The organism is Pseudarthrobacter sulfonivorans, assembly GCF_014712225.1.
GTDB classification, from domain to species: domain Bacteria; phylum Actinomycetota; class Actinomycetes; order Actinomycetales; family Micrococcaceae; genus Arthrobacter; species Arthrobacter sulfonivorans.
Genome location: NZ_JACXBW010000004.1, coordinates 1 through 21,159, shown reverse-complemented (window position 1 = coordinate 21,159; position 21,159 = coordinate 1). Strand labels below are relative to the sequence as shown.

At 66.3% G+C, this 21,159-nt stretch carries 17 protein-coding genes; 7 read left to right on the top strand and 10 right to left on the bottom strand.

Translation table 11 applies throughout. The features are described from left to right. The first annotated feature begins 35 nt into the window (after positions 1-35). Positions 36-1,868 carry an AMP-dependent synthetase/ligase gene (locus IAQ70_RS06475; protein ID WP_190988499.1) on the top strand — a complete coding sequence of 611 codons (1,833 nt, stop codon included), beginning with the start codon at positions 36-38 and terminating at the stop codon, positions 1,866-1,868. On the opposite strand, the gene IAQ70_RS06470 is transcribed toward IAQ70_RS06475, so the two are convergent. From IAQ70_RS06470 to IAQ70_RS06450, 5 genes are all read right to left on the bottom strand, one after another. After that, the gene (locus IAQ70_RS06470) at positions 1,865-3,073 is read right to left on the bottom strand and encodes a TIGR01906 family membrane protein (RefSeq protein ID WP_190988498.1); all 1,209 of its coding nucleotides are present in this window, start codon (positions 3,071-3,073) and stop codon (positions 1,865-1,867) included. The two genes, IAQ70_RS06475 and IAQ70_RS06470, sit on opposite strands and share 4 nt — an antisense overlap. Before the next feature lie 81 nt (positions 3,074-3,154). Then, on the bottom strand, positions 3,155-4,393 hold the full coding sequence (locus IAQ70_RS06465) for a L,D-transpeptidase (protein WP_190988497.1): 1,239 nt from the start codon (positions 4,391-4,393) through the stop codon (positions 3,155-3,157). 63 nt (positions 4,394-4,456) lie between these two features. Continuing rightward, positions 4,457-5,935 carry an adenosylhomocysteinase gene (gene ahcY / locus IAQ70_RS06460; protein ID WP_190988496.1) on the bottom strand — a complete coding sequence of 493 codons (1,479 nt, stop codon included), beginning with the start codon at positions 5,933-5,935 and terminating at the stop codon, positions 4,457-4,459. A gap of 73 nt (positions 5,936-6,008) precedes the next feature. Continuing rightward, the gene (locus IAQ70_RS06455) at positions 6,009-6,230 is read right to left on the bottom strand and encodes a Trm112 family protein (protein ID WP_190988495.1); all 222 of its coding nucleotides are present in this window, start codon (positions 6,228-6,230) and stop codon (positions 6,009-6,011) included. Between the two features lie 185 nt (positions 6,231-6,415). Beyond that, the gene (locus tag IAQ70_RS06450) at positions 6,416-6,805 is read right to left on the bottom strand and encodes a DUF3499 domain-containing protein (RefSeq protein ID WP_190988494.1); all 390 of its coding nucleotides are present in this window, start codon (positions 6,803-6,805) and stop codon (positions 6,416-6,418) included. A 121-nt stretch (positions 6,806-6,926) separates the two neighbouring features. Here IAQ70_RS06450 and IAQ70_RS06445 point away from each other — a divergent pair, with 121 nt between their 5' ends. Continuing rightward, positions 6,927-7,442 (top strand): metallopeptidase family protein, encoded by a 516-nt coding sequence (locus IAQ70_RS06445; RefSeq protein ID WP_190988493.1) that lies wholly within the window; start codon positions 6,927-6,929, stop codon positions 7,440-7,442. A gap of 144 nt (positions 7,443-7,586) precedes the next feature. On the opposite strand, the gene IAQ70_RS06440 is transcribed toward IAQ70_RS06445, so the two are convergent. Genes IAQ70_RS06440 through IAQ70_RS23045 form a run of 3 tightly spaced genes read right to left on the bottom strand, consistent with a single transcriptional unit; the run spans position 7,587 to position 13,184 of the window. Then, complete coding sequence (locus tag IAQ70_RS06440) at positions 7,587-9,290, bottom strand: DUF5719 family protein (RefSeq protein WP_223859276.1); 1,704 nt, start codon at positions 9,288-9,290, stop codon at positions 7,587-7,589. Beyond that, complete coding sequence (locus IAQ70_RS06435; RefSeq protein WP_190988492.1) at positions 9,283-12,615, bottom strand: glycosyltransferase family 2 protein; 3,333 nt, start codon at positions 12,613-12,615, stop codon at positions 9,283-9,285. The genes IAQ70_RS06440 and IAQ70_RS06435 overlap by 8 nt, the downstream gene beginning before the upstream one ends. 29 nt (positions 12,616-12,644) lie before the next feature. Next, a complete protein-coding gene (locus IAQ70_RS23045; protein ID WP_317983600.1) occupies positions 12,645-13,184 on the bottom strand; it encodes a WhiB family transcriptional regulator in 540 nt (179 codons plus the stop codon). A gap of 410 nt (positions 13,185-13,594) precedes the next feature. Between IAQ70_RS23045 and IAQ70_RS06425 the strand changes: the two genes are divergently transcribed. After that, positions 13,595-14,293 carry a TIGR03089 family protein gene (locus tag IAQ70_RS06425; RefSeq protein ID WP_190988491.1) on the top strand — a complete coding sequence of 233 codons (699 nt, stop codon included), beginning with the start codon at positions 13,595-13,597 and terminating at the stop codon, positions 14,291-14,293. A 123-nt stretch (positions 14,294-14,416) separates the two neighbouring features. Here IAQ70_RS06425 and IAQ70_RS06420 read toward each other — a convergent pair whose 3' ends face one another. Next, positions 14,417-15,019 (bottom strand): GtrA family protein, encoded by a 603-nt coding sequence (locus IAQ70_RS06420; protein WP_223859274.1) that lies wholly within the window; start codon positions 15,017-15,019, stop codon positions 14,417-14,419. 172 nt (positions 15,020-15,191) lie between these two features. Here IAQ70_RS06420 and IAQ70_RS06415 point away from each other — a divergent pair, with 172 nt between their 5' ends. The 4 genes from IAQ70_RS06415 (at position 15,192) to manA (ending at position 19,969) form a co-directional block, all read left to right on the top strand. Continuing rightward, the gene (locus tag IAQ70_RS06415) at positions 15,192-16,388 is read left to right on the top strand and encodes a 5-(carboxyamino)imidazole ribonucleotide synthase (RefSeq protein ID WP_190988490.1); all 1,197 of its coding nucleotides are present in this window, start codon (positions 15,192-15,194) and stop codon (positions 16,386-16,388) included. Continuing rightward, positions 16,385-16,987: a 5-(carboxyamino)imidazole ribonucleotide mutase gene (gene purE, locus IAQ70_RS06410; RefSeq protein WP_190988489.1), complete on the top strand. Its 603-nt coding sequence runs from the start codon at positions 16,385-16,387 to the stop codon at positions 16,985-16,987. Before IAQ70_RS06415 ends, purE begins: the two co-directional genes overlap by 4 nt. Positions 16,988-16,997: 10 nt before the next feature. Next, positions 16,998-18,644 (top strand): LCP family protein, encoded by a 1,647-nt coding sequence (locus IAQ70_RS06405; RefSeq protein WP_190988488.1) that lies wholly within the window; start codon positions 16,998-17,000, stop codon positions 18,642-18,644. Between the two features lie 68 nt (positions 18,645-18,712). Beyond that, on the top strand, positions 18,713-19,969 hold the full coding sequence (manA, locus tag IAQ70_RS06400; RefSeq protein ID WP_190988733.1) for a mannose-6-phosphate isomerase, class I: 1,257 nt from the start codon (positions 18,713-18,715) through the stop codon (positions 19,967-19,969). On the opposite strand, the gene IAQ70_RS06395 is transcribed toward manA, so the two are convergent. After that, positions 19,956-21,041 carry a lipid II:glycine glycyltransferase FemX gene (locus IAQ70_RS06395; protein ID WP_190988487.1) on the bottom strand — a complete coding sequence of 362 codons (1,086 nt, stop codon included), beginning with the start codon at positions 21,039-21,041 and terminating at the stop codon, positions 19,956-19,958. The two genes, manA and IAQ70_RS06395, sit on opposite strands and share 14 nt — an antisense overlap. Positions 21,042-21,159: the final 118 nt, after the last annotated feature.

The window sequence follows — 21,159 nt, the reverse complement described above, 5'->3', positions numbered from 1 at the left end:
CGCGCCGCGGTACGGCTGCGGAACGGAGACGCCCCGTGCGAGAAGCAAGCACCGAACTCCTGGTGGAGCTGGACCCGGACAGCAATGTCACTGACCTTCTGCTCCAGCAGGAAGCTGCCAACACTGCCCACCCGCTGTACGCCCGAAAAGGCCCAAATGGCTGGACTGACGTACCCGCGCACAAGTTCCTGCGTGACGTCCGGGCCCTCGCGAAGGGCCTGATTGCCGGTGGCCTGGAGCCGGGAGACAGCGTGGTGGTGATGTCCGCAACCCGCTACGACTGGACGCTGGTTGACTTCGCCGTCTGGTTCGCCGGCGGCGTGACCGTGCCCGTCTATGAGACCGCCGCCGCCGGACAGGTGGAGTGGATTTTGCACGACGCCGGGGCCCGCCACGTGTTCGCCGAGAACCGTGACACAGTGGCCCTGATCGCCGGTGTGCTCGAAGGGTCGCCAGTCCTGCGGGACCGGCTGGTCAGTGTGGTCAGGATGGACTTCGACGGCGAAGCCCCGGACCTGGCGAGCCTCTCGGCGGCCGGCATGGGGGTAACGGACGCCGAACTGGAACGCCACCGCACCGCCGCCGGCCTGGCCGACGTCGCGTCCCTGGTTTACACCTCCGGCACCACCGGCCGCCCCAAAGGCTGCGAGATCACCCATGGTAATTTTGCGCTCGTGGCCGTGAATGTGGCGGCTTTCCTGCCCGAGATCCTGAGACAGGCCCACGCGCGCACACTGATGTTCCTGCCCTTGGCCCATGTGCTGGCCCGCGCTGTCCAGGTGGCCTGCCTCCATGCAGGCGCAACGCTGGGGCACGTCAACAGTGCTGCGGCATTGCTTGAGGACCTGGGGACATTCAGGCCGACTTTCCTTCTGGCCGTGCCCCGGATTTTCGAAAAGGTACGCGGAGCCGCCGCGCACAAGGCGGCCATGGCAGGCAGGTCACGGATCTTCGGGGCGGCCTCTGCAGCGGCCATCCGCTATTCCACCGAGCAGGACAACGCCGCCCGCGGTCAAGGCAGCGGGCCGGGCTTCGCCTTGCGGGCGCAGCATGCCCTTTTTGACCGGCTCGTGTACGCCCGGGTCCGCCAGGTCTTCGGCGGCCGGGTGGGCCACATGGTTTCCGGGGCCAGCCCGCTGGCACCCGACGACGCGCATTTCTTCCGCGGGGCGGGCATCCCGGTTTTGGAGGGCTACGGTCTGACTGAAACCACGGCGCCCTGTACGGCCAACACGATCAGCCGCACCCGCGTGGGCAGCGTGGGCATCCCCTTGCCGGGGACCACCATCCGAGTCGCGGAGGACGGCGAAGTGCTGGTCAAGGGCATCGGGGTCTTCAAGGGATACCACGCCAATGAAGCGGCCAACGCGGAGGCCTTCGTGGACGGATTTTTCCGCACCGGTGACCTCGGCGAACTCGACCCCGAGGGTTTCCTGACCATCACCGGCCGCAAGAAGGACCTGCTGGTGACCGCCGGTGGGAAGAACGTAGCTCCCGGACCGCTCGAAGATAAGATCCGCACGCACCAACTGGTGGACCACGCAGTGGTGGTGGGCGACGGGAAACCCTACGTTGCGGCGCTCGTCAGCTTGGACCCTGCCGGCCTCGAAAACTGGTGCCAGGAAAACAGCGTGAAGCTGTTGTCCCTGCCCGAAGCTGCCAGGGACGCCCGTATCCGGGGCGCGATCCAGACGGCCGTGGACCAGGCCAACACACTCGTGTCCAAGGCCGAAGCCGTCCGCAGCTTCACGATCCTGGCGGCGCCGCTCACGGAAGAGTCCGGTCACCTGACGCCGTCGCTGAAACTCAAGAGGGCCGCCGTCGTCAGTGATTTTGAAGCGGAGATTACCGCACTGTACGACAGTTAGGCCGGAACCTCAGCGGGTTCCTGGTCGTCTTTGGGCAGACCGCGACGGCGGCGCGTGGGCCAGGTGAGGATCAGGGTGACCACCGAGGCCAGGAAGACAAGTCCGGCGATGACGATGCCCGCATCAATCCAGAACTGCCCCGGGAACAGGCGAATCAGGGTGTCCTCAAGGGCGAAAGTCCAGGAACCGCTGGCGAAGAACAGCCGGTGGAACTCCGTGAAGAACTGCTGCCAGCCGAGCACGGCCAGTGCCGCGAGGCCCAGGATGATTGCCAGGGAGACGATGGAGCCCGCGAACAGGCCCCGCCGCACTCCCCCGGTGCTTCGGCGGCGCAGGTAGGCGATGGCCGCGATACTGAGCACGATCAGGAGCGCCCCCGCGGCGAAGGCCGAAAGTATGACCAGTTTTACGTCCGCCATGTGGCTGACTTCGCCGTCCTTGAACAAACTGCCCCCGCTGCGGTTCACCAGGTCTCCGAGGTACCGCGGCCCTGCCCAGTTGCTGAGGTAGTCGACGGCGTAGGAGCCGTAGGTCATCCTGTCGTCGGTGCTGAAGCCGTACCCGTCGCCGGGAAAACCGGGCCTGTTGTACTCGACCCACAGGAACAGCGGGCTGGTCACTGCACGGACGGCGAGCACCAAAAGGATCACTGGGTAGAACAAGGCCAGGAGGACCTGCCAGATGCGCGGGGCCACCGGTTTTGCGTTGGCCGCGCTTTCCCGCTCTGCGTTGCGGCGCTCCACTTCCTCCTGGGGAGGGCGGATCTGGAGTGCCGAGGTGGGCAGCGGCTCACTATAAGGGCTGGACTGGTGGCGTGCCGCGCCGGTGAGGGGTGTTTCCTTTCCGGCAGCCGCCGCGGAGGACCCGACGGCCAGAGCGGAAGACGCGACGGCGGTACGACCGGCGTCAGCGCGACCGGCGTCAGCGCGGTCCGCTGGGGACGTTTCGTCCCAGGCGGGTTCGTCCCCAGCAGGTTCGTCCCAGGCAGGCTCGGCCGCTGCAGGCTCAACGGCAGCAGTTTCAGCGGCGGCGGGTTGAGGGTCAGCAGGTTCGACGGCGGCCTCTGCGGCTTTGCGGTCGGCGCGGCTTTCGGGCTGACCCGTCATCCAGGCGAATGCGGGCTCATCCGAGTCCGAAGAAGCATCAAGGTGCGGATCAGGCTGCGGCTCCGTGCTCTTGGCAGGGGTCGGCGAGTTGTCGTTCACAGCAGCGTCACTTCCGTTGGGGTCCGCACTGCCCGGCTCTGGTCCGGGCAGCGCAGGGTGTCTGGTCTCGAGCCTACCGGCCTAGTTGTCATACTCGGCCCAAGGGATGTTCCAGTCCCCATAGCCGTCGTCCAAGGCGGCGTAGTCGCCCTCGGTGTTGACGATCTGCACCACATCGCCCGTGGTCATGTTGTTAAAAACCCAGGCCGCGCCGTCGGGAGCGAACCCGATGCAGCCGTGGGAAACATTGGTGTTGCCGATGTACGGGAAGGCGGACTCGAGCGCCTGGTGAATGTACGCCCCACTGAGTGTCAGCCGGATGGAGTATTCCACATCCACTTCACCGTAGTACGCAGGGTCCCCCGGTTTGAGGCCGATGCTCGCGGCGCGGAAGTGGTCATGGCGGTTCTTCTCCATCAGCACGGCGTAGCCCCGGGCAGACGGGAAGCGTTTGTCGCCCATGCTGACCGGGAGGGTCTTGACCACCTGATCGTTGACGCTGAGGGTGAAGGTGTGCGCGGCGGCGTCGGCGATGGCAACTTTCTTGTCACCGAAACGGATGTTCGCCTTCTTGTTGAAGTTGGCGATCTGGCCATTGCCGAGGTCCACTCCGAAGAGCTGCATGTCCATGGTGACGGTGGAGTTGGCGGTCCAGAAGACTTCCGGGCGATACCGGACCATGGTGTCGCTGAACCAGTGGAAGGCCCCCCTCTGGCCGGCGCTGGAGGTGATCTTGATGGCCTTCTCCACGGCCTCCCGGTTGACTACCGGCTCGCTGAAGACCACCTGAAGTGGCTGGCCCACTCCCACCTTCATGCCGTCCAGGGGGTAGATCGCGGCGTCGGCCTCGTGGGTGCTGGACACCGTATTGAATGACTGCGTGGTGGTGGTATCGCGTCCTGCTTCGTCGGTAACCACATACGTGTAGCTGTATTCAGTGTTGAACTTCAGCGGTGCCGTAGCGGACCAGCTGCTGCCATCGGTGGCGAAGGTGCCCGGGATTGCTTCGCCCGAGGTGCTGGTGAGCGTGACACTCTCGATCCTGCCGTTGCCCACCTTCACGGAGACCGGTGATGCCGGGTTGACCTGTTTGGCGGCCGCAGCAGGCGTGATGTCCACCTTGACCGGAGCCACCACAGGCGATGCCACGCCCGGTGCCGAACGGACTGCGGAAGCTGCTTCCGATTCGAGTGCACCGCGGGTGAGGCCCGGGGCGACGGCGGCGAAGACACCGCCTGCTGCAGCAAGCACGCAGACGGCGGCCACAACAAAAACCTTCTTGATGGTCGACATGCGGCGTGGCTTTACTTCAGGCTCCATGCTTCGATCTTAATGGTTGAAGATAACAACCCCGGGCGCGGTCCGCGCCCGGGGAGTCACACCTCAGTAACGATAATGCTCCGGCTTGTACGGCCCGGCTACCTCGAGGTCCAGGTACTCGGCCTGTTCCTTGGACAGCTCGGTGAGCTCGACATCCAGCGCGTCCAGGTGGAGCCGGGCAACCTTTTCGTCGAGGATCTTGGGCAGGACGTAGACCTGGTTTTCGTACTCGCGTTCACCTTCGGGCTGGTCCCGCTTGGTCCACAGCTCGATCTGGGCGATGGTCTGGTTGGCGAACGAGTTGCTCATCACGAAGGACGGGTGGCCTGTGGCGTTGCCGAGGTTAAGCAGGCGGCCCTCGGACAGGACGATGATGGAGCGCTCTTCCGCAGTCCCGGCGTCGAGCACCCACTCGTGCACCTGGGGCTTGATCTCGACCTTCTTCACGCCCGGAATCCGGGCGAGGCCGGCCATGTCGATCTCGTTGTCGAAGTGGCCGATGTTGCCCACGATCGCCTTGTCACGCATCCCGGCCATGTGCTCGGCCATGATGACGTCCTTGTTGCCCGTGGTGGTGATGAAGATGTGCCCTTCACTCAGCACGGACTCAAGCTTGGCCACCTGGTAGCCGTCCATGGCTGCCTGAAGCGCGCAAATGGGGTCGATTTCGGTGACGATCACGCGTGAGCCCTGACCGCGGAATGCCTCCGCCGCACCCTTGCCGACGTCGCCGTAGCCGCAGACGACGGCGACCTTGCCGCCCATCAGGACATCCGTGGCGCGGTTGATGCCGTCCGGCAGGGAGTGCCGGATGCCGTACTTGTTGTCGAACTTGCTCTTGGTGACGGAGTCGTTGACGTTGATGGCCGGGAACAGCAGCTTGCCCTGCTCCGCGAGCTGGTAGAGGCGGTGCACGCCGGTGGTGGTTTCCTCGGTGACGCCGCGCAGGCGGGAACCGATCCGGGTCCACCGCTGGGTGTCCTCCTGGAGGGAGGCGCGGAGCACGTCCAGGAAGATCCTGCCTTCTTCGGACTCATCCTCGGCTGCGGCCGGCACAGCGCCGGCGGCTTCGAATTCAACACCCTTGTGGACCAGCATGGTGGCGTCGCCGCCGTCGTCCAGGATCATGTTCGGGCCGAGCTCCGGGTCAGCGTCCGCCCCGGGCCATGTGAGGATCTGCTGCGCAGTCCACCAGTATTCTTCGAGGGTTTCGCCCTTCCAGGCGAACACCGGAACGCCCTGGGGGTCCTCGACTGTGCCGCTGCCCACCACAACGGCGGCCGCAGCTTCGTCCTGGGTGGAGAAAATGTTGCAGGAGGCCCAGCGGACCTCGGCACCGAGCGCGGTGAGGGTTTCGATCAGGACGGCGGTCTGCACCGTCATGTGGAGGGAGCCGGCGATCCGCGCGCCCTTCAGCGGCTGGCTGGGGCCGAACTCCTTGCGAAGGGACATCAGCCCTGGCATCTCGTGTTCGGCCAGCCGAATTTGGTGGCGTCCGGCTTCAGCCAGCGAAATGTCGGCGACCTTGTAGTCAGTTGTCATGGTATTCCTTTGCTCTGTCCGATAGCGGCGACGGCGTTGAAGCGTCTGCGTGCAAGTCGATTGGGGGTAAAAGTCAGGAGGCCGCGGAGTCGTGCTGGTCGGAGCCGGCAGCCGTGGCGGCCTGCAGCAGTTCCGGCGGAAGGAGGAGCGGGATGCCGTCCTGGATCGGATAGCGGAGCTTCACGCCCGACTCCCCCGCCGCCGTCGATACAAGTTCTTCGCCTTCCTGGACCAGCGGCGAGCCGGTCACGGGACAGCGCAGGACGGACAACAGCTCAGGACTGATCTTTGCCATGGTTGATGCTCCCGAAAGGGCGCGCGTTCGCGCCGGTGGCTGACTGATTAGCAGGTTCAAGCCTACCGCCACATCAGCATGAGCCAGGCGTGCGGCCGGGCAGGTTCACGATCAGAACGGTGTGCGCGTGGGACATTCGATCAGAACGGTGCGCGTGCGGAACATCGGGCCACGGAGGTTCGCGATCAGGACGGTTCGCGCAGGATACGCAGATGCCCGCGGCGGGTGCCCTCGGCACCGGCAGGCGCTTCCAGCGCCGAATGCGCGGCACGCTGGGCCTGAGTTGTCTGCGGCTTGGGCGGCAGCGCCGCTGCCTCCCGGACCGCGTTGGCAAGGGCGAGGAGGTCGTCCGGGCCCGGCTGCTGCGGGGTGGTGGGCATCGCCAAGCGAAGCACTTCCCAACCACGGGGAACCGTCAGCGACCCGGCATGCTGCTCGCACAAATCGTAACAATGCGGCTCGGCGTAAGTGGCCAGCGGGCCAAGGACGGCGGTGGAGTCCGCGTAGACGTACGTCAAAGTTGCCACCGCTGACTGACGGCAGGCCGATCTTGAACATTGACGGATAGCTCCCACGACATCACAGACTACTCTGTCTGATCGGACTTTCCCGGTATTTGCCGCCCCGGTCGCCGCGCCCCTGACCCTGCCCGCGGTTGGTGTCGCGTAAAACTGCGGCCGGGTTTACAGTCAATGTATGCAGTCATCGAACCATGATTCAGCTTTCTCGGTCCGTTTGGCTGACCCGGACGCCCGCAGCGGACAAGCGGGGCCGGACTCACCGGGCCGAAGCTTCGCAATGCGCCGCAGGAACCGCCACGGCCGCGGCCTGCGGGGGGAACTGGTCCTGCCCACGCATCCCGGGTACCGGACGCGGTCCGACCGTTTTGATGACATGGTGCTTGACTCTGCCCAGCGCCTCCACGACATCTGGGGAAAGACCCTGGACGGGGTTCGGTTCGCCGTGGACGAGATACCGCCGGACCTGGAACAGCTGGTGGCCAACGCGGCGCCTCCGCCCATGGGTGCCTACACTCCCGCCACGGACGACGAAGGCCCGGTCATCACCCTGTATCGCCGGGTGGTGGAACAGGGCTGCGTCAGCCGGGACGAACTCCAGGATCTGGTCCACGACGTCGTGGTGGAGCACACCGCCGAAATGCTCGGAGTGGCACCGGAAACTCTCGATCCGGTCTACCGCCGCCGGTACTGAGCCGCTGGTACTGAGCCGCCAGCGCGTAGCCGCGGGTACTGGGCCGCCGGCGCGTAGCCGCCGGTACTGAGCCAGAGGCACCGAACTGCGGTTACTGAACCGCCACCAGGTAGCTGCCGGCACTGGACCTCGCCGGCACAAGCCTTAATAGCCGAGCGCGACGGCTACCTTTTCCTGTCCCGACGCAGCCGGCATCAAGGCCAGGGTCGAAACGTCATCCCGGCCTTCCTGCTGCAGCAGCAGGGCGCCGTAGGCGGCGTCGCCTGACGCGGAGACCACATATGCCACTACCGCTGACTCCTCAACCGTCCCCGGGAGCTTGATGGAGGTGGTGGTTCCGCCGGCGACGTCGGCAGTCGCCGCCGGGCGGATCCTGCCGTCCGCTGTGATGGGCGCATACGAAATCGTGGCCCGGTTCTCCAGCACGCCGACGACCAGACTGCGGTCACCACCCTGCGGCACCGGCACAACATGCTGGCTGCCCAGCCTGACGCCGGAGGCTGCCCAGGCAACATCCGATGCCTTTTCGCCATTGACGCCGCGCGTAACGCGCGCCGACGCCACGAACGACACGTCCGAGCTGGTGGATACCGTGTAGTGGCCAGCCGGGACACCCGCCAGCGAAATCTCGGTCACGGACCCTGCCTTCGCCGTGACGACGCCGCCGCTGGGCAGGGCTTTCTGACCGTCCCGGCCGAAGATCCTGACCTCTACGACCGCGTTCGAGGGACCAGGGACCGTAATGGTGAGAGCGGGGCCGGCGTCGCCGAAGCCGTCTTTTCCGGTGATTGCGGAAATCCCGCCGGCGTCCTGGATGTCCAGGCCGGTCATGACCTGGCGGGCGGCGGGGGCCGCCCCTGGCACGATGAAGTCCACGCCCCCGGGTGTCAGCCCCCTCAGGACGCTTTGTTGAATGGCTGCCGCCACGGGACCGCCTGCGCTGCGGACATGGACGCTCAACTGCGGCTCACCGGGCGCCAGCCCGGCGAGGACGATTGAACGGGTGGTGCCGGGAGCGACCAGCAGACCCCGGCTGCCGGGAGCCTGGATCTGCCCCTTGCTGCCAAACAACTCCAGGCTCACGGTGGCGGGGGTGCTTGAGGCGTTGCTGAGGACCAGGACGGACGTGCGGCCCACGGTGGTGCTGGCGCCTGCGAGCCAGAGGTCGTTGGCCGGCGGCGTGCAGTTGGCTGCCGCTGAACCTTGCAGGTCGCCGTCCGTGGCTGAATATTTCAGCACACCGGCCGCTGACGGTTTCTGGCCTGCCATGGCCTCCGCGCCCAGCACGGTGGCGCCGTTCACGCTGTGACCGTTGAGCACCCCGGCTTTCAGATCCTGGGGACCGGCCTCCTGAGCCGGCTGGCCGCCTCCCTTGGCTATCTCCACGGCGGGCGTTCCGTTGAGTGCCGAGAGCTGGCTGGCGGGCAGGACACCGCCGGGAGCGCTCAGCACGGCGCCGGTAACGACGCTTTTGGCCGTCGCGGACTCGGGGCTGAACTGGGGGTCGGTGCCCGCTTCCGTGCCTTCGAGCAGGCGGGCCGGTCCCGGACATACCCCCACGTTTGCGCCGGCGGGAACCGAGGCCAACGCGGCCGGGATGCCGCGGGTGCCCGCGGGCTGCGGGGCGAAGGAGTCGGCTGCGACGATGCCGCCGGCCGCGGCGAGAATCGCCACCGCGGAAACCAGCCCGGCGAGCATTTCCCTGGACGGTGTCCGCCGGGCGGCCGGGCGGGCCGGCTCAGGGGCGTTGGCCACCGCCGGCGCGCCTGCAGTGGCATCCTGATCCCGGACCGCGGCCGTCGTAGTCTTTCCGGCCGTCGGCGCGGACCCTGGAGCGTCGTTATGCATTCTGGTGTTCCTTACGCAAAGATCCCTCGTCCCGTGACAGGCCCGTGTTGGGCCGCCGTGCGGGCATGGGTAGGGCGAGTATCACGGTGAGTGCGAAGACCGCGATCTGCGCGATTCCGGACCACAGGGCCCACGGGGCGTCATACCGGATAGTCAGCTGGCCTGCCGACGCCGGCAAGGTGAAGGCCTGGGCAGAGCCTGACGTTGTGGACGTGAGTTTCCGCCCGTCGAACCAGGCGCTCCATCCCGGATCCGCCCGCTCGGCGAGCACAACGAGCCGGCCTTCCGGGCCCTCGGGGACGGTGGTGTCGACGTCGTCAAATTTGGACGGCACCAGAGCAACGGTGGCTCCGGCAGGGTCCACAATGCGCACCCGGTGGGCGACGTCCGCGGGTTGCAGGGCAGGCTGGTTGAGCGGGGTAATCCGCCAAAGCCAGCCCACGTCCGTCTGGCCTACGGCAACGAGGCCCGGCACGGCGTCCATCCTGCTGGCCGTCAACTGGGCTGCCGTGTCCGCCGAGCGCAGCACCACGAACCCGGCGCCCAGGCGCTCCAATGCCGACCTGGGGTCCACTCCCTGCCCGGCCACCAGTGTGGCCACCACACTGCGGAGCGAGGCCGTGACGTCGTCGTCGTCCCTGGTTGTCTCCTGGCCGGGTGCGCCCATGATGTTCCGGGCCGCGGCGACGGCGGAAAGGCTGTCCAAGGTGGTTCCTGCACCGCGCATCAGCGAGGCGTCATAGGTGCCGTTCTCGTGGGTGCTGATGAGCAGGGTGCGGGTCTGTTCCGGTCCGGTACCCCGGTCGATCGCCGTAGCTGGGAGCGTCCGTTCAATTCCTGCCTCCACGAGCCGCGGCGTTCCAAGCGAAGGTCCGGCCGGACCTTCGGCAGATTGCGCGGCAGCAGCGGGCCGAAGGATGTTTTGCGCCGACCACACGGCCATGCCGGCCAATGGACCGGCGAGGAGTATCACCGTGGCGACGGCGGTGGCAGAGCGAAGGGCTACGCTGCGCCTGACGTTCAGCGAGGCGGAACGGTCGGCGGCGTCCAGCAGGCGCTCGGCGCCGATGAGCGCCGCCGCAAGGAGCGTGAAGCCGGCGGCCGAAACAGCCGGGCCGGTGAACGGCGTGACCAACGTGTCTGCGTTGGCGGCTGTAGCAACATGTCCGGCCAGCCAGCCGCCCACCAGGATGATCAGCGCCGCTACCCACAGGGCGCGCGCCGTCCGGCTCCGTTTGCCGGGGATAAAGAGAGCTGCCGCACCGAGCAGCAGGACCGGGACGGCCACCAGCAGCGCCAGGAAGAGTGCCCACGGGATAACCTCCCCACTGAACCCGGCCAGGCCGTACAGTCCACCGCCGGGTGCAAAGAGCAGCGGCTGGCCCAGAAGCTGCTGCCACAGCGGTGCCGCCTCGAATGCGAGCGGAACGCCCGGATCCGCCAGGAGCGCCCGCGGCCTGTCCAGAACGGAGAGTCCAAAGGGGAGAAAAAGTGCAGCGCTGGGCAGCAGCGCCCACCACACCGTGCGGCCACGCCGGCCCAGCATCAGCCCGCACAGCACAATGAGCACCGCAGCGGGGATCAGCAGCGCGGGTGCAGAGGCGGCAACGACCGCCAGGGCCAGGCCCGCAGCGGCTGCGGCGGTCCACGAGGGCATGCCGTTGATCCCGGGCCGTGAAGGCGGCTTTTCAGTGAACCGGCGCTCGCCCGGGGACGGCAGGGCGAACCGCCCATGGCCCACGGCGGACCCTGTGGCCCGCAACAGTGCCAAGACCAGCAGCGGGATCACGATGTGGGCAACCAGCGCCCCCACCCGGCCCTGGTTGAGGGCCACCTGCAAGGCTGGCGCGGCAGCCCAGAAGAGCGCCGCCACAAAGCGGAAGCGACGCCGGACGGTGACCCCGCCGGAGGCAAACCACGCCGTCAGGCCGGACAGCGGGGCAGCGAGCAGCAGCAGCCACGCCATGGCCGCATTGGCATCTCCACCGCCGAGAACACCGAGGATCCACAGCACGTAGTCAAAGGGGTCGCCCTTGCCGGGAAGGCCGGCCCCCAGGCTGATCCACCAGCTTGAGGCGTGATGCCAGATTTCCCCCAGGGATGCCGACACCGGAATCAGTCCGCCGCCGGAAACGGCTTCCGCGCGGAACAAGCCGCTCAGCGCCGTGAGGGAAGCGGCAGACGCGATGATGATGGCAGCGAGCGCGCCGGCACCCACCCAGGCCCGTTCGGTGGTGGTCAGCGCCGCGAAGTCGTCTGAGGAGTCGCCTGTCGGCTGGTCGGCCAGCGGATCATGCACCAGGCCGTCCGCGCTGGACTTGTCTGCGCCCAGGGCTTCGATCAGGGAGCGGCGGTGGTTCCACACTTCGCGGCGGGGAGTCTGCAGCTTCTTGATGACGGAACGCCGGATCCGGCGGGTACTGGCCGCCGTGCGGCGCGACTTGGCCAGAGCAGTGGGCCGGGCCAGGGCCGCGAACGTGGCTACCAGCTGAGCGAATCCGTGCCCCGGGTCCTTAACGGCCACGCTGAGCACGACTTTGAAGATGCTGCCGAGCAGCGCGCCCACGGCGTGGATAGGCACTTTCCAGAGCGGCGCATGCTTAAGCCGGAGGTGGACCTGCGCTTTGCGGGCCGCGGAGGGGTTTCCTTGGGCGTGGGGCCGGTGTGCCACATGGAACATCCGGGCCGTAGGCACCACGACGACACGGTGCCCGGCGAGTCGGTTACGCCAGCAGAAGTCGACGTCATCGCCGGTTCCCGGCAGTGCGGGGTCAAAGCCCGACAGGTGTTCCCAGATGTCACGGCGCACCAGCATTCCGGCTGAGTTCACCGCAAAGGTGTCCGACCGGCCGTTGTATTGGCCTTGATCGAGTTCGTCGGCATCGATGAGGGTTAGACGCTCGGCCCACCGGCTGGTGGACAGTCCGACGTCGATCAGGCGGCGTTCGCTGTGCCAGTCCAGTTGCTTGCAGCCGGCGACTGTGACTGACGGTGCCCGCTCCACGGCACCAAGGAGCTCCGCAAGCGCCTCGGGCGCGGGGGCTGCATCATCGTGAAGCAGCCAGATCCACTCTGTGGCGGATCGTTCGGACTGGCCTTCCCAGGGTGAGCGCGCGGCGAGCCCGGCGCGCACGGCGCCACCCATCCCGCTCCTGCCGTGCGGAAAGCTGATGACATTCTCTGCGCCTAAAGCCCGTTCCAGGAGGACCGTGGAATCGTCGCGCGAGCCGGTATCCACTCCGATGACGGAATCGGCGGGCCGCGTCTGGTCCGCAAGGGCGGCCAGGGTCCTGGGGAGATAGGCACTGCCGTTGTGGGCGACCACAACGGCAGTGACATGTACTTCCTGAAGAATTAGACTGCTCGCTTCCTTAGCCGCCGGCGTTCACGCTCGGAAAGGCCACCCCAAATGCCAAACCGTTCGTCATTCGCCAGCGCGTATTCCAGGCACTGTGAGCGCACATTGCATGCACCGCACACCTTCTTGGCGTCCCGGGTGGATCCGCCCTTTTCCGGGAAGAATGCTTCCGGGTCGGTCTGGGCGCACAGGGCATCAGTCTGCCAGCCCAGTTCACCTTCGTCATCGAAGTCCTGCTGGAACGGCAATCCGATCCACACCGGCTGGGTAACCCCGGGGCCGGGAGTGCGCAGTTCCATGGGCGGATCCAGGTCGTCCTCGTCCTGGTCGTGCCCGCCGTCAAGGAGTGCTTCATGGGCCGCCAGGAACGCTGTTGCCTGGTCCTGGAGCGGGTCCTGGGCGTTTCGGTTGTAGCGGTCCGCCGCGTCAGGATCAGCAGGGTCCACGTACCAGTCGCTCGGTACGCCCCGTGCGCGGTATTTAGCCGTTGCCTGGCCGGCGACGGCATCTTCATGGATACGCTCTGCTTGCCCCACGGCGACCCTCCTGAAAGTTTGCAGCCACTGCATGGTTCCCATGGCTCGGTTGAGTGCGGGTATTTATGCAGTCGCTTTCGATATCTAATTACACGTGTGTAACTAGGGGAGAGTCAAGCCGTCGATGGATAATAATCACCTTTCCCGGCTAAACGCCGTCACGCCACGCCCGGGAATTTTCCAAGGATCGGCGCGCCGAGCGGCGGGCGGCCCCAGCCGGAGGCCGAAAGCCCCCGATTGCAACGAATAACGGCCAAAAATACCGTCGCTGCCGCAATAAGACAAATAGGATGACAAATACATTGTGAGGAACATCACAGCAAAGAGCGGGTTGCAGACCGCCGGTTGGGGTGGCAGAAGGCTGTCCGCGGCCAAGGATGTGCCCGGGGCGTCCGTGGCAAGATGGTGCCATGAGCATCCCGGCGATCGAACTGATGACCAACCTGCGTTCCGGCCACGCCACCTCACCCCGGCTGACCTGGTACGGGCCGGACTCGGAACGGGTGGAACTCTCGGGCCGCGTCCTGGACAACTGGGTCGCCAAGACCGGCAACCTGCTGCAGGACGAACTGGACGCCGAACCGGGGATGCGGCTGGGCCTTGACCTCCCCGTCCACTGGAAATCACTGATTTGGGCCCTGGCCGCCTGGCAACTCGGCATGGAGACAGTCCTGGACGGGGGCGAGGCTGAGCTGCTCGTCACCGACAAGCCGGGAACCGAAGCAGGAAAGTACGACGCCGTTATCGCCGTCGCGCTGCCTGCGCTTGCCATGCGGTGGCCGGGAGACCTGCCTGCCGGAGTTATCGACTACGCGGCCGAGGTGCGTTCCCATGGCGACGTTTTCATGGCCCACTCAGATCCGTCCGCGTCCGGCTGCGCCATCGCTGACGGCGAGGGGACACGCCACCTCCATGCAGACCTGCTGACCGGTTTCTCAGCCCCGCACGAGGAAGGGGTGAGGCTCCTGGTCACGGCCGGGGATGGGTTGGAGGCAGCCCTGGCGAACTCCCTCGGCGCCTGGCACAACGGGGGCTCGGTGGTGCTGGCTCACCCCGCTGTGCAGCTGACAGACCAGCTTCTGGCTACGGAACGCATCCAAGGAAGGTAGCGGCCCGGGGGCCGTGCCAGGACCTGCGGCCGCCTCAGGACTGCGGCCGCCTCAGGACTGCAGCTGCCTCAGGACTACAGCTGCCTCGGGACTGCAGCTGCCGAAGAACCAGGGCTCACCCAACTAGGGCTGGCGGGCACTTCCGGACGCGTCCTGGTCAGGGACTTCCGAGCCGTGGGCGCTGGCCGCAGGTGCTTTTGCGCCCAGGACGGCTGCCGGAGCCGGCTTGTCGTGGTGGTGCACTTCGATGATTTCGTGGTCGTGGGAGAACTCCGGCTCCTGGTCCAATTCCTGGTTGAACACAAGGAACCGGTAGGCAAAGAAGCGGACCACCGTAGCTACCAGGATTCCCACAACACCGGCGGCGAACAGCATGTTCTTGTCGGTCACGTTGAATGAATATTTGGCCAGGGCAGTGAACCCCGTCGAGATTCCGATCCCAATGCCGTTAATGAGGATGAACATCAGGAACTCGCGGAGCACGTTTGCCTGCCGCCGATGCCGAAACGTCCACAGCCGGTTGGCGATCCAGGAAAAGACTGTGGCGATGCTGGCGCCGACGAAGCGCGCCTTGGCTTCGCTGTCCGTCATGGGTCCGTGCATCAGGTAATACGTCAGGCCGTTGTCAATGACGAACGCCACACCGCCAACTGCTCCGAATTTGGCTACCTCGCGCCAAAACAGCGAGGCTAGTCCCCGGATACGATCTGCGAGTGAGTTAATCATGACCCTCCATGGCCGTCCGATCTGTGGGCCACACGGCCAGAGGTTTATTTTAGCCCCCAAAGCTGGGAACCAGCCTGCCGGCCGGGTTGAGCGGTGCCCGGATTACCAGGTTTGCGGGCGTCGTGGCGCCCGGAAGCCGGGATCCGGCGACCTTTTCTGTAGGCTGGCATATGTGACTTTTCCAGTAATCGGCGTGGTTGGCGGCGGCCAACTCGCGCGCATGATGGCCCCAGCCGCCACCGCCCTTGGTTTTGAACTGCGTGTCCTGGCCGAAGCTGAGGACGTTTCAGCCGTCTCAGCTGTCTCCACGTCACCGGTGGGTGACTACAAAGACCTCCAAACGCTCCTGGACTTTGCCGACGGGCTGGACGTCCTGACGTTCGATCACGAGCACGTCCCCAACGACCACCTTCGCGTACTCCTGGCCGCCGGCGTCAACGTCCAGCCCGGCCCCGATGCCCTGGTCAATGCGCAGGACAAACTGGTGATGCGGGCTGCCATCGACAGGCTGGGCCTCCCAAACCCGGCGTGGGCTGAGGTCGCTGACGTCGCCGCACTGGTGAGGTTCGGCGACGGGATCGGCTGGCCGGTGGTCCTCAAGATGCCCCGCGGAGGGTACGACGGCAAGGGCGTGCGGATAGTCGACTCCGCCGAGGACGCCGCCGAGGCTGCTCCGTGGTTCGAGGCCATGAGCCCGCTCCTGGCCGAAGCAAAGGTTGAGTTCAGCCGCGAGCTGTCCGCCCTCGTTGCGCGGACCCCTGACGGTGAAGCGAGGGCGTGGCCGGTGGTGCACACCATCCAGGTGGACGGCGTCTGCGATGAGGTCATTGCGCCTGCCCTGGGCATCCCGCTGGAGGTTGCGGCAGCAGCCGAAGACGCCGCCCTGCGGATCGCCCACGAACTCGGCGTCACCGGTGTGATGGCCGCGGAACTCTTCGAAACACCCGGCACCGGCGCGGGCTTCCTCATCAACGAACTGGCCATGCGGCCTCACAACACCGGTCACTGGACCCAGGACGGTTCAGTCACCAGCCAGTTTGAGCAGCATCTGCGGGCAGTCCTCAACCTTCCGTTGGGGGCCACCGATGTGCTGGGTCCGGTGGTGGTGATGAAGAATTTCCTGGGCGGCGACAACCAGGACCTGTTCTCGGCGTACCCGGCTGCCCTCGCCAGTGAGCCGGCGGCCAAGGTCCACTGCTACGGCAAGTCGGTGCGTCCTGGCCGCAAGATCGGCCACGTCAACCTCGTCGGGGACTCCACCGATGATGTGGACTCGGTCCGGCGACGCGCCACGCGGGTGGCAGCCATCATCCGGGACGGCCGGATCCCGGCCGACGATTCAACACGGATTTCCGAGGAGAACGCATGAGCACCGAAACTACCCCCGGCACCGGCGACACCGGGACTGCCGACACGGGCACCGGCCCTCTTGTCGGGCTTGTTATGGGTTCAGATTCGGACTGGCCGGTAATGGAGGCCGCGGCTGATGCGCTGGCCGAGTTCGGCATACCTTTTGAAGCCGACGTGGTCTCCGCCCACCGGATGCCCACGGAAATGATCCGGTACGGGCAGACCGCCCATGAACGCGGCCTGCGCGTCATCATCGCGGGCGCCGGCGGGGCGGCCCACCTTCCGGGCATGCTCGCCAGCGTGACTCCCCTGCCTGTCATTGGTGTCCCGGTCCCGTTGAAGACCCTGGACGGCATGGATTCCCTCCTGTCCATCGTGCAGATGCCGGCCGGCGTGCCGGTCGCCACCGTGTCCATAGCCGGCGCCCGCAACGCCGGCCTGCTGGCGGTCCGCATCCTCGCCTCGGGCACGGACGCACTGGCAGCCTCGCTCCGCGCCGATCTCGTGGACTTCGCCCAGGAGCTCAACGATGTGGCCGCCCGCAAGGGAGCCAACCTCCGGCAGAAAGTCAGCGAAGTCTTCGCTGACGGCAATGGCGTCCTCCGGGGCAGCCGCTAGGTACGGGAACATGTCCAGAAGCGAACCGCAGCACCCCGCCCCCGGCACGGTCATGACCGACCCCGTACGGTTTCCGTCCGGCGCCTCGTCCCCTGTCCGGACCAAGCGGGCCTTTGTCCTGCTGCTGATGACCCTTCTGGTGCCCGGAAGCGCGCAGGTTGTGGCCGGTGACCGTAAACTCGGCCGAACCGCACTGCGGGTGACCCTGGGCGTCTGGGTGGTGCTGGTGGCAACGGTGCTGTTGTTTATCCTCAACCGCACCCTCCTGATCAATGTCATCACCAACCCGTTCGCTTCGCTGGTGATCATCGTGCTCCTGGTGGCGCTCGCCCTCTGGTGGGCGTACCTCTTTATCAACACCCTGCGGCTCATCAGGCCGGTCCTCTTGGCGCCGGGGGCGCGTCCCGCCGTCGTGATCGCGCTTGTCATTGCCGTGGTCCTGAGCAGCGGCACTTTGGGTTACGCCGCTTACCTGCTCAACGTGGGGCGCAATGCCATTGGCAATATCTTCTCGGCCGGGCCGGCGATCGATCCGGTGGAGGGCCGCTACAACTTCCTGATGATGGGCGGTGACGCCGGCGACGACCGTACGGGCCGGCGCCCGGACAGCCTTTCCGTCCTCAGCGTGGATGCCAAGACCGGCCAGACCGCCATCATCTCCGTGCCGCGAAACCTCCAGAACGCCCAGTTCAGCGAAGACTCCCCCATGCGCAGGATCTACCCGGACGGGTACAACTGTGGTGACGAGTGCCTGATCAACGCCATCAACACCGAAGTAACGAATGAGCACGCCGACCTCTACCCTGGGGTAGCCGATCCCGGTGCGCAGGCGACTCTCGAAGCAGTCTCAGGGACGCTGGGCATTACTGTCCAGGCCTATGTCCTGGTGGATATGGCGGGCTTCGCCAAACTCATCGACGCCATGGGCGGCATCAAAATCAAGGCCGGCGGCTGGGTTCCGATGAGCGGTTACTTCGATGAGGTTACGCGCACCCACGGCATGCCATTGGGCTGGATTCCCGCCGGTGAACAAACGCTCGATGGCGAGCATGCACTTTGGTACGGACGGTCCCGCGAATACGTTGACGACTACTCCCGCATCCAGCGTCAGCAGTGCGTCCAGCAGGCCATGCTGAAGCAGCTGGACCCGGCCACGCTGCTGTCCAAATTCGAGGACATCGCCAGCGCAGGCACCAAGGTGGTGGAGTCCAACATCTCCTCGTCCCAGCTCGGCAGCTTTGTGGATCTTGCCATGAAGGCCAAGGGCCAGGAAGCCAAGCGGCTCACCATCGGTCCGCCCGACTTCGACGCTTCCTTCTCCACGGTGCCTGACTTCGACGTCATCCACGACAAGGTGGACCAGCTCCTGGCATCTGCTTCGGGCCCCAAGGCTGCGTCGTTCGTCGACGGCGTGGTGCAGCCTCCCACGGCCGGCGGACATCTGCAGGCAGCCGGACCGTTGCAGGCCGCTTCCGGCCTGGCAGGAGGTTGGCCCGCGCAGCAAACGCCCCCGCCGTCGTCGGACTTCACCCCGGTGACCACAACGCCCGACGGCGAACCGATCACCGAGGAGCTGCTGAACCAGCTCAAGCGCGAGGGCAACGAGGAAGCCATCCGCCAACTCGTCGCCACCAACGGTCAGTGCGCGCCCCTGTAGCCTGCTGACCACGCTGACCCGCATGGACACCCACTGAAGACCTGCAAACTAAGGAAATGGACCTGGCTGTGTACAAACTTGAAAACGCCCTCCGCGACTATGCCTGGGGATCCAAAACAGCCATCGCAGAGCTTTTGGGGCGCCCTGCGTCCGGTGGTCCGGAAGCCGAACTGTGGATCGGCGCACACCCCGGCGCCCCGTCAATGGCCCGCCGGACTGACGGCTCGGAAACACCCCTGGATGCGTTGATTGCCTCAGATCCGGAGCACTTCCTCGGCAGCGAATCAGTGGCGGAATTTGGGCCGCGGCTGCCTTTCCTGGCAAAGATTCTTGCGGCTGCCCAGCCCTTGTCACTTCAGGTTCACCCCAGCATCGAGCAGGCCGGGGCAGGTTTTGCGCGGGAAAATGCTGAAGGCATCGCCCCGGACGCAGCCAACCGGAATTACCGTGATGACAACCACAAGCCGGAGATGATCTTTGCGCTGACGCCCTTTGAATCGCTCTGCGGATTCCGGGATCCTGCCGCCACCCGGAAGATCCTGGCCCATATTGGCGCTTGTTTCGACCTGATCGAAACCGAGGTGCCGCCCCTGCTGACCGAACTGATCCAGTTCCTGGAGAATCCGGACGAGGGTGCCGGCCTGCGGGCTGCCTTCGAACGTCTGATTCAGGGCGGCGAAGATGTCCCGCGGGCCACGGCGACGGTGGCGGCTGCCCTGGCGTCCGGCGCTTCGCTGGCACCGTACCAGACGGAACTGTCCACGGTCGTCAGCCTCAATGAGCAGTATCCGGGTGATCCTGGAGTCCTGATCTCGCTGCTGCTCAACCGCATCTCGCTGGCCCCCGGTGAGGCTGTCTACCTGCCCGAGGGCAAGATCCATGCCTACCTCTCCGGCCTGGGAGTGGAGGTCATGGCCTCCTCCGACAACGTGCTCCGGGGCGGACTGACACCCAAATTCGTTGACGTGCCCGAACTCCTGCGCACCGTCGACTTCACTTCCGTGGCGGTCCCGATGTTGAACCCGGAAATTTCCGGACTGGGACAGCAGCTGTACCGGCCCCCGTTCCGGGAGTTCCAGCTTCAGCGGATCGAGCTGGCTCCTGGCGCGGCACCGGTCCCGCTCGCCCAGTCGGGCGCCGTCGTCATGATTGTGGTGGAAGGCGCGGTGTACCTCGACTCGCCCAAGGGCGACCTGGAGCTGGCCCGCGGCGGCAGCGCGTTCCTGGCCGCCGCCGAGGCTCCGGTGAACGTCCATGCTGTGGGCGGGGCTACGGAGACGGCGGTTGCGTTCGCCGTCACCACGGGCGCTCTTAGCGCCGCGTAACCCGTTTCAGGAGCCGGCGCGCGGCGGGCAGCCCTTTGCTGCGGGCGGCTGGCAGCGCTTTGCGGGCCGCCTGCAAGCCCTTCCGGGCTGCCTGCAGTCCCTTGCGGGCGGCCGGCATGGCCCGCGCGTACACGGGGTAGAGCGGTGAGAGCGGCTTCTCCCACGTTCCCATGAGCATGTTCTCGTGCTTGGCGAACTGCTTCTTGAAATCGGAGATGCCGTCGTTGAGCAGGCCGTTAAAGTCGTAGCGCCCGCAGCCGTCCTCGCGCATGGCGCGCAGGGCGGCCCACTTGACGCCGTAGTTCACCCGCTGTTTCTGGCCCTCCGCCGAGACTCCGCCGTAGAGTTCAAACGCTGTTGCACCGCTCCGGGACAGCCAGACGAACGCCAGCAGTTGGTCGCCGTCGAAGGCTCCGATGATGGGCGAGCCCTCCCCCAGGTTGGCGAAGATGTCCCGGTAGTACTGGTCCTCGTGGATCCCGAACCCGGCACGGCTGGCCGTTTCGTGGTAGATGCCCAACACCCGCTCAAGCTCCGCAGCGGTCTGCACTTTCCGGAAATCCACGTCGCTTCGCATCGCTTTGCGGATGTTGGCGCGCGTCGACTTGGACATGTCGGCCATGAGCTCATCATCCGTCTTGGCCAGGTCAAGGATGAGCGTGCGCGGGATGAGCACGGTGTTCCCGGAGGGCTTGAAGCCGGCGGCAGCGACTGCGCCTTCGTAGGGGGACTCGGCGTCCCAGTCGGGCTCAATGCTCAGCGCCACGCCCCGGTGGCGGGAGGAAGCATGCTTGGCCAACTGCCCCAGGACGGCGGTGGCGTTTTCGGCGGAGCACATGGGTCCGCGGGGTACGTAGACCAGTGCCCGGAACGGCAACGGCAGCTTCCGGATCAGCAACTGCGCGCAGCCGAGAATATTTTCGTCGTCGGTGACCACGACGCGGTCCACGGACCAGCCGTGCATGGCCTTGGTCTCACCCCAGCCCCATAGCTGCTGAGGATGGCCCCGGAAGCGCTCAACATATCCGTCCCAGACGGCGCGGTCAGTACAGGGCACAACGGCAAGACTCATGAATTCCACCCTATACCAACGCCCTGTAACGGCCGGCCCCGGCTCCGGCCGCTGCCTGCCCTTGGAAGCAGGGCTGCATGCAGAGAAGCGGGCCCCCCCCCCCGCGGGGGGGGGGGGG